The sequence below is a fragment of the Thalassospira sp. UBA848 genome (genome assembly GCF_002295455.1).
Classification (GTDB): Bacteria; Pseudomonadota; Alphaproteobacteria; order Rhodospirillales; family Thalassospiraceae; genus Thalassospira.
Genome location: NZ_DBGS01000091.1, coordinates 1 through 7,166, shown reverse-complemented (window position 1 = coordinate 7,166; position 7,166 = coordinate 1). Strand labels below are relative to the sequence as shown.

General features: G+C 56.4%; 6 protein-coding genes and 1 pseudogene. All 7 read left to right on the top strand.

The window, feature by feature from the left end; translation table 11 throughout:
- Positions 1–301 precede the first annotated feature (301 nt).
- Positions 302–1,846 carry a replicative DNA helicase gene (locus tag B2R48_RS13405; protein WP_062957484.1) on the top strand — a complete coding sequence of 515 codons (1,545 nt, stop codon included), beginning with the start codon at positions 302–304 and terminating at the stop codon, positions 1,844–1,846.
- A gap of 42 nt (positions 1,847–1,888) precedes the next feature.
- Positions 1,889–3,010 carry an alanine racemase gene (gene alr / locus B2R48_RS13400; protein ID WP_213474430.1) on the top strand — a complete coding sequence of 374 codons (1,122 nt, stop codon included), beginning with the start codon at positions 1,889–1,891 and terminating at the stop codon, positions 3,008–3,010.
- Positions 3,011–3,069: 59 nt separating this feature from the next.
- Complete coding sequence (locus B2R48_RS13395; protein WP_008890538.1) at positions 3,070–3,843, top strand: MlaE family ABC transporter permease; 774 nt, start codon at positions 3,070–3,072, stop codon at positions 3,841–3,843.
- A gap of 18 nt (positions 3,844–3,861) precedes the next feature.
- Positions 3,862–4,638: an ABC transporter ATP-binding protein gene (locus tag B2R48_RS13390; protein WP_297001236.1), complete on the top strand. Its 777-nt coding sequence runs from the start codon at positions 3,862–3,864 to the stop codon at positions 4,636–4,638.
- Between the two features lie 56 nt (positions 4,639–4,694).
- Entirely contained in the window at positions 4,695–6,107 is a 1,413-nt protein-coding gene (gene radA, locus B2R48_RS13385; protein WP_062957487.1) for a DNA repair protein RadA, read from the top strand.
- Positions 6,108–6,164: 57 nt separating this feature from the next.
- A complete protein-coding gene (locus tag B2R48_RS13380; RefSeq protein ID WP_062957488.1) occupies positions 6,165–6,851 on the top strand; it encodes a CvpA family protein in 687 nt (228 codons plus the stop codon).
- Positions 6,852–6,915: 64 nt separating this feature from the next.
- Positions 6,916–7,166 (top strand): annotated as a pseudogene (locus tag B2R48_RS13375) (amidophosphoribosyltransferase); the annotation flags it as partial.

The window sequence follows — 7,166 nt, the reverse complement described above, 5'->3', positions numbered from 1 at the left end:
GAAGCCGCTGAAGAACTCTTCGAAGAAGAAGTTCCCGAAGACGTTGCAGAAGCACTCGAAGCTGCTTCGGAAGACGAAGAAGAAACCAACGCTTAATTGCGGGTTCTTCGAACCATTTGAAAACGGCACATCCCAAAGGATGTGCCGTTTTCTTTTGCCCTGACGCCAAAGCCCGTCGATTTTTTTCAAAGCATTTCAGGAGCCTGCAGCATTCGCGACCTCTGCGCTGGCGGAATACCGGCTATGAGCAAGCGCGATTAACTCTTTGCGCATATGCGGATGCCTGCTACCTTTTCGGCCCATGACAGATCCCAATTTAGATGCCCTGTTTGCCCCGCTTGAACCGGACCGTGGTGACGACGCCGAAATGGTGCTCGAACGCATGGCGCCGCACAATTTTGAGGCGGAGGCAGCCCTTCTTGGCGCAATCCTTAATAACAACGCCGCCTACGAGCGCGTGTCCGATATTTTGCGCCCCGAGCATTTTGCCGACGGGCGGCACGGGCGCATCTTCGAGGCCTGCGGAAAGCTGATCGAACGGGGCCAGCTTGCAAACCCGGTCACGCTCAAAGCCTATTTCAAGCAGGACGAACATCTTGCCGAAATCGGCGGCCCGCAATATCTGGCCGAACTTTCAAACAATCTGGTTTCGGTGATCAATGCCGGTGACTATGGTCAGCTGGTCTATGATCTGTATTTGCGTCGTGAACTGATCGAGCTTGGCGAAGAAGTCGTCAACGAAGCCTATCAGTACGAACTTGATACCGACGCCACCAACCAGATCGAAAAAGCCGAACAGAAACTGTTCTCGCTGGCGACTGCCGGTTCTGCGGAATCGGGCTTTGTCGCCTTTGGCCCTGCCCTTGCCAAGGCCTATGAAAACATTGATCACGCCTACAAAAACGCCGGGCGCGTTGTGGGCGTGACAACCGGTTTGCGTGACATTGATCGCAAGCTGGGTGGTTTGCACCCGTCTGACTTGCTGATCCTTGCGGGTCGTCCGTCGATGGGTAAAACCGCACTTGCGATGAACGTGGCCTTTAACGCCGCCATTGCATCACACCAGAACCGGGCCGCAGGCGAAGACACCCGCGATGAAACCCGAACCGGTGCGGTTGCCGTGTTCTCGCTTGAGATGGCAGCAGAACAGCTTGCCGGTCGCCTTTTGTCGCAGGCGGCAGAGGTTTCTGGCGATAACATGCGCCGTGGTGACCTGAACGAGCAGGATTTCGAACGCTTGCTGCTGGCAACCCAGGAACTCAATACCGTTCCGCTTTATATTGATGATACGCCAGCACTTCCGGTATCGACGCTGCGTACCCGTTGCCGCCGCCTGAAGCGCCAGCACGGCCTTGCAATGATCGTCGTCGATTACCTGCAGCTTCTGGCACCGCCGACAAACTTCCGCGGCGATGGCCGTGTGCAGGAAGTTTCCGAGATCACCCGAATGCTTAAAGCCATTGCCAAGGAACTTGAAGTTCCGGTTCTGGCCCTGTCGCAGCTTTCGCGTGCGGTCGAACAGCGCGAAGACAAACGTCCGCAGCTTTCAGACCTTCGTGAATCCGGCTCGATTGAGCAGGACGCCGACGTCGTGATGTTCATTTATCGCGAACAGTACTATCTCGAACGTGCCGAGCCAGCCCAGCGCCCGGAAGAAGCCACCGACAAGTTCGGTGAACGCTATGCGCAATGGCAGGACCGTTTGAACCACGTCTATAACACCGCTGAGGTTATTGTTGCCAAACAGCGTCACGGCCCGGTGGGCAACGTGCGCCTGTATTTCGACGGGAACTACACTAAGTTTGGCGATCTCGATCACACAGAAGAAGAGTTTGAACAGGGATAAGGTTCACGCCTTTCCATCAACGGATTCCACGGGGTATTACGAATGACCGTTCTTCCCGCCGTCGGCCGTGCTGCCGAGTGTGCGGAACTGCAAATCAATCTGAAAGCAGTTGCCGACAACTACCACACCCTGAAAAAGCGTTATACCGGACGCACCTGTGCTGCCGTGGTAAAGGCCGATGCTTATGGCCTTGGCGCAGAAACCATCGTGCCGGTTCTCAAAAAGCAGGGGTGCCGCCTGTTCTTTGTTGCACAGGCCAACGAAGCAGCCGAACTCTTCCCGCTTTTGCGCGGCGGCGGACGGATTGCGGTCCTCAATGGCGTTTTGCCCGGTGACGAAGCGTTCTTTATCGAAAATGACGTCATCCCGGTCCTCAATGACCTTGAACAGATCGAACGCTGGTCAAATCTTTGCCGCGAATATGAACGTCCGGCCCCGGCCTTTATCCATCTTGATACGGGCATGAGCCGCCTTGGCCTGACCCCGCGCGAGGTCAGCGAACTGGTCGATCGCTATTCATCGCTGCTATACGGCTTTGAAAAAGCTGGCTACATGACCCATCCGGTCGCAGCCGACGAGGCCGAAAACCCGGTAACCAAGGAACAGTATGATCTGTTCATGAAATGGTACCGACGCCTGCCCCCGGCGCCGCGTGGCTTCTGTAACTCGTCGGCTATTTTCCGCAATGACGATTACCATCTTGAATTCTGCCGTCCGGGTATCGCGCTTTGGGGCGGCAACCCGACCCCGGAAACCACCAACCCGATGCGTTCTGTCGTAAACCTTAAGGTCAAGGTCCTTCAGGTGCGTGAGCTTGATGAAAATCAGGCCGTTGGTTATGGCGGCACCTGGAAGGCAAAACGCAAATCGAAAATTGCCACCATTGCGCTTGGCTACGCTGATGGCTGGCTGCGCTCGCTATCGAATTCGGGAAAACTGATTATCAAGGGGCACGAAGTCCCTTATGTCGGGCGCGTTTCGATGGACGCCATCACCGTCGACATTACCGACCTTCCGGGCAAACCGCTCAAGGCCGGGGATATGGTGCCGCTTCTTGATGACAAGATGACGGTTGACGACGTTGCATCTGCTGCTGGTACAATCGGTTATGAAATTCTAACTTCTCTTGGACATCGCTATCGGCGGGTTTATACAGAGAGCTAAATCATAAGAGCCAGCCAGAAAATTCCGGCAGGTCGATAACAGGGGACTTCGAAGTACAGATGCCGATCTTTGCGCCGGTTGGCCATATGTTTCTGACCTTTTTGGCCCTTGTCGGTCGCGTCACGGTATTTGCGGGACGCACCATCGGCCACATGGTCACACCACCGATCTATTTCCGCCTGATCTTCAAACAGATGCGTGAAATCGGCTATTTCTCCTTGCCGGTGGTGGCGATGACCACGCTGTTTGCCGGGATGGTTCTGGCGCTGCAATCCTATTCCGGGTTCTCGCGGTTTTCGGCCGAAAGTGCGGTTGCGACCGTGGTTGTTATTTCAATGACCCGCGAACTGGGGCCGGTTTTGGCGGGCCTCATGGTTGCTGGCCGCGTTGGTGCCGCGATTGCTGCAGAAATCGGAACCATGCGTGTGACTGAACAGATCGACGCGCTGGTGACCCTTTCGACCAATCCGTTTAAATATCTGGTCGTGCCGCGTGTGATTGCCGGCCTGATCACCCTGCCGGTTCTGGTTCTGATCGGCGATATTATCGGGGTTATGGGCGGCTATCTGGTGGGCGTGAACAAGCTTGGCTTCAATGACGGGTCCTATATCCGCAATACCTTCCAGTATCTTGAACAGCTTGATGTGGTTTCGGGTCTTGTGAAGGCCGCCGTGTTTGGCTTTATCATCACACTGATGGGCTGCTATCACGGGTATCATTCGCGAGGTGGCGCGCAGGGTGTTGGTCAGGCAACGACCAATGCGGTTGTTTCAAGCTCCATCCTGATCCTGATTTCGAACTATATCGTCACCGAACTGTTCTTCACGCGATAAGGGTCGGTTGACAGGATCATGAGCAGCACAGCCAAGATATCGCTTCGCGACGTTCACAAGGGCTTTGGCCCGAAAAAGGTGCTTCAGGGTGTCGACCTTGATGTCGCCAAGGGTGAATCGGTTGCCATCATAGGCGGATCCGGCACCGGGAAATCGGTAACTCTAAAATGCGTTCTGGGCCTGCTTACCCCGGATCAGGGCTCCATCAAGGTCGATGGTGTTGAGATGACCACGGCATCGCGCACTGAACGTGATGAGATGCTGGCGAAAACCGGCATGCTGTTTCAGGGAGCCGCCCTTTTTGACTCACTGACCGTGTGGGAAAATGTTGCCTTTGGCCTGATCGAAGGTCAGGGCATGAAAGCCGCCAAGGCCCGCGATCTTGCGATTGCGCGGCTTGAGGATGTCGGTCTGGCGGCTGATATTGCAAACATGTCCCCGGCATCGCTTTCGGGCGGCATGCAAAAGCGTGTCGGTCTGGCCCGTGCCATCGCGACGGAGCCGGAAATCCTGTTCTTTGACGAACCGACCACCGGCATAGACCCGATCATGGGCGACGTCATCAATGACCTTATCGTCAAATGCACCCGTGAACTTGGTGCCAGTGCGATGACCATCACCCACGATATGGCCAGTGCGCGCAAGATCGCTGATCGCGTCGCCATGCTGTATCAGGGCAAGATTATCTGGGATGGTCCGGTTGCCGATATTGACGACGCCGATAACCCCTATTTGCAACAATTCGTTGCCGGTGATATCGAAGGTCCGCTTGAACTTGATCTCAAGCATCTCTGAGCACTGTCTGACCGACATCGCCCTTACTGACACTTCTTTGATCTGCGGAGCATTCTGTGGCCAAAACCCAAAGCCGTTTCATCTGCCAGAACTGTGGTGCCGAGTACCGCAAATGGACCGGACGTTGCGACGGCTGCGGCGAATGGAACAGCATCGAGGAAGAACGCGTTGAAAGCGGCCCCAAGGCCACTGGCGGCATTGCCGGGGGTGCCAAAGGCAAGACCATCGATTTTGTCGCCCTTGAAGGTGAAAGTGCCAGCCCCAAACGCATCATAAGTGGCATCGCCGAACTGGACCGTGCGTGTGGTGGCGGGCTTGTACCAGGTTCCGCCCTTCTTGTCGGCGGGGATCCGGGGATTGGTAAATCGACCATCCTTTTGCAGGCCGTTGGGGCCATGGCAGCCAAACACAAATGCGCCTATATCTCGGGCGAGGAAGCCGTTGATCAGGTCCGCATGCGCGCCGCCCGTCTGGGCCTTGAAAAATCCAAGGTCGACTTTGCCGCCGCCACCAGCCTGCGCGATATCATCACCACGCTGGAAGCGAGCAACCATGACGTGGTGGTTATTGACTCAATCCAGACCATGTATGCGGACACCCTTGATAGCGCACCGGGCACGGTGTCGCAGGTCCGTGCATGTGCGCTGGAACTGATCCGCCTTGCCAAGCGCAAGGGCTTTGCCGTGCTGCTGGTCGGCCATGTCACCAAGGAAGGCCAGATCGCCGGTCCGCGTGTTCTTGAACATATGGTCGATACGGTTCTGTATTTTGAAGGCGAACGCGGTCACCAGTTCCGTATCTTGCGCGCGGTAAAGAACCGTTTTGGTGCGACCGATGAAATCGGTGTGTTTGAAATGGGCGATGCCGGTTTGGTCGAGGTTCCCAACCCATCCGCGCTGTTTCTGGCAGATCGTGATTCGCCGGTCAGCGGCACGGCGGTCTTTGCCGGGCTTGAGGGCACGCGCCCGATGCTTGTGGAAATTCAGGCGCTTGTTGCGCAATCGGCCCTCGCTACCCCGCGTCGTGCGGTTGTTGGCTGGGATTCTGCGCGCATGAACATGATATTGGCGGTGCTTGATGCCCGGTGTGGCCTGCCGCTCAGCCAGTTTGATGTCTACCTTAACGTTGCCGGCGGCTTGCGGGTTGGTGAGCCCGCAGCCGACATGGCGGTTGCGGCAGCGTTGATTTCCGCTGTTGCCGATGCGCCGGTTCCGGCCGAGACCGTGATTGTTGGTGAAATCGGCCTTTCGGGTGAAGTCCGCCCGGTCGGACAACTCGAATCGCGACTGAAAGAAGCGACCAAACTTGGCTTTGGCAATGCCTATACCCCCAAGAATGGCACACAGGGCAAGAAGAAGTTCGCGATCAAGGGCCTCAATCAGACCGAAATCGGCCATCTTCAGGATTTGGTAAACCTCTTCGGCGACGATGTCCGCGACAAGGTGCGTCCGCGCGAAGGCATGTACTAAACGCCTTCACAGTAACGCACTCCGCCACCCGGACTGACGAACAAGGTTTACGAATAGATGGATTTCTCCGCCCTGCCCGATCTTGGCGCACGTGATGTGTTTGACCTGATTGTTGTCGGCATTCTGCTGATCTCGGGGATCTTTGCCTTTTTCCGCGGTTTTATCCACGAAACCCTGTCGATGATGGGCTGGGTCGGGGCCGGGCTTGTCGCACTTTATGGCTATCCGGTTGCACGTCCCTATGTGCGCGAACTGATCCCGTCTGAACTGATTGCCGATCTGGCAACCGGGGTTGGCCTGTTTCTGATTTCGTTTTTGATTTTCTCGTTCATCAGTGGCCGGATCGGCCGGGCGGTTCAGAATTCCGGCCTGGACAGCCTTGATAGCACGCTTGGCTTCGTTTTCGGGCTTCTGCGCGGGGCGTTGATCGTTTGTATCGGCTTTCTATCCCTGTCCTGGTTGCTGCCGGCAGATTCGCAACCCGACTGGGTCCGCGATGCCCGCACCCGCCCGGTTCTGGAAGAAGGCGCGTTCCTTATTATGCGCATGGCACCTGACGAAATTTTCGATACCACCGCCCAAGAGCTTGAACGCGCTCAGCGTGAGGCCGATGCGAACGAAAAAACCTATCGCCAACTTCTTGGTCCGGAACCAAAAGGGACTGGACCCGCGCCCCTAAACGGGTATACAAGGCCCTCGCGCGATGATTTGGATCGCCTGATTGAGGCGACCACTAACGAGTGAGGCGTGTGGGTTTCGTACTAATGACGAATTCCGTGCGCCACCGGCGAGAGAGCGGAACCCACTCATGCTGACCACCAATCCATTTGACGACGACAAGCTACGTGAAGAATGTGGCGTCTTTGGCGTATTTGGCTCCCCCGATGCGACGGCACTGACGGCCCTTGGCCTGCATGCCCTGCAGCATCGTGGACAGGAAGCCGCAGGCATTGTGTCCTATGACGGCGAAGATTTTCCGGCACACCGGGCATCCGGCCAGGTTGGCGACATCTTTGGTTCAGAAGATGTCATCAAAAGCCTGCCCGGCCACCGTGCGGT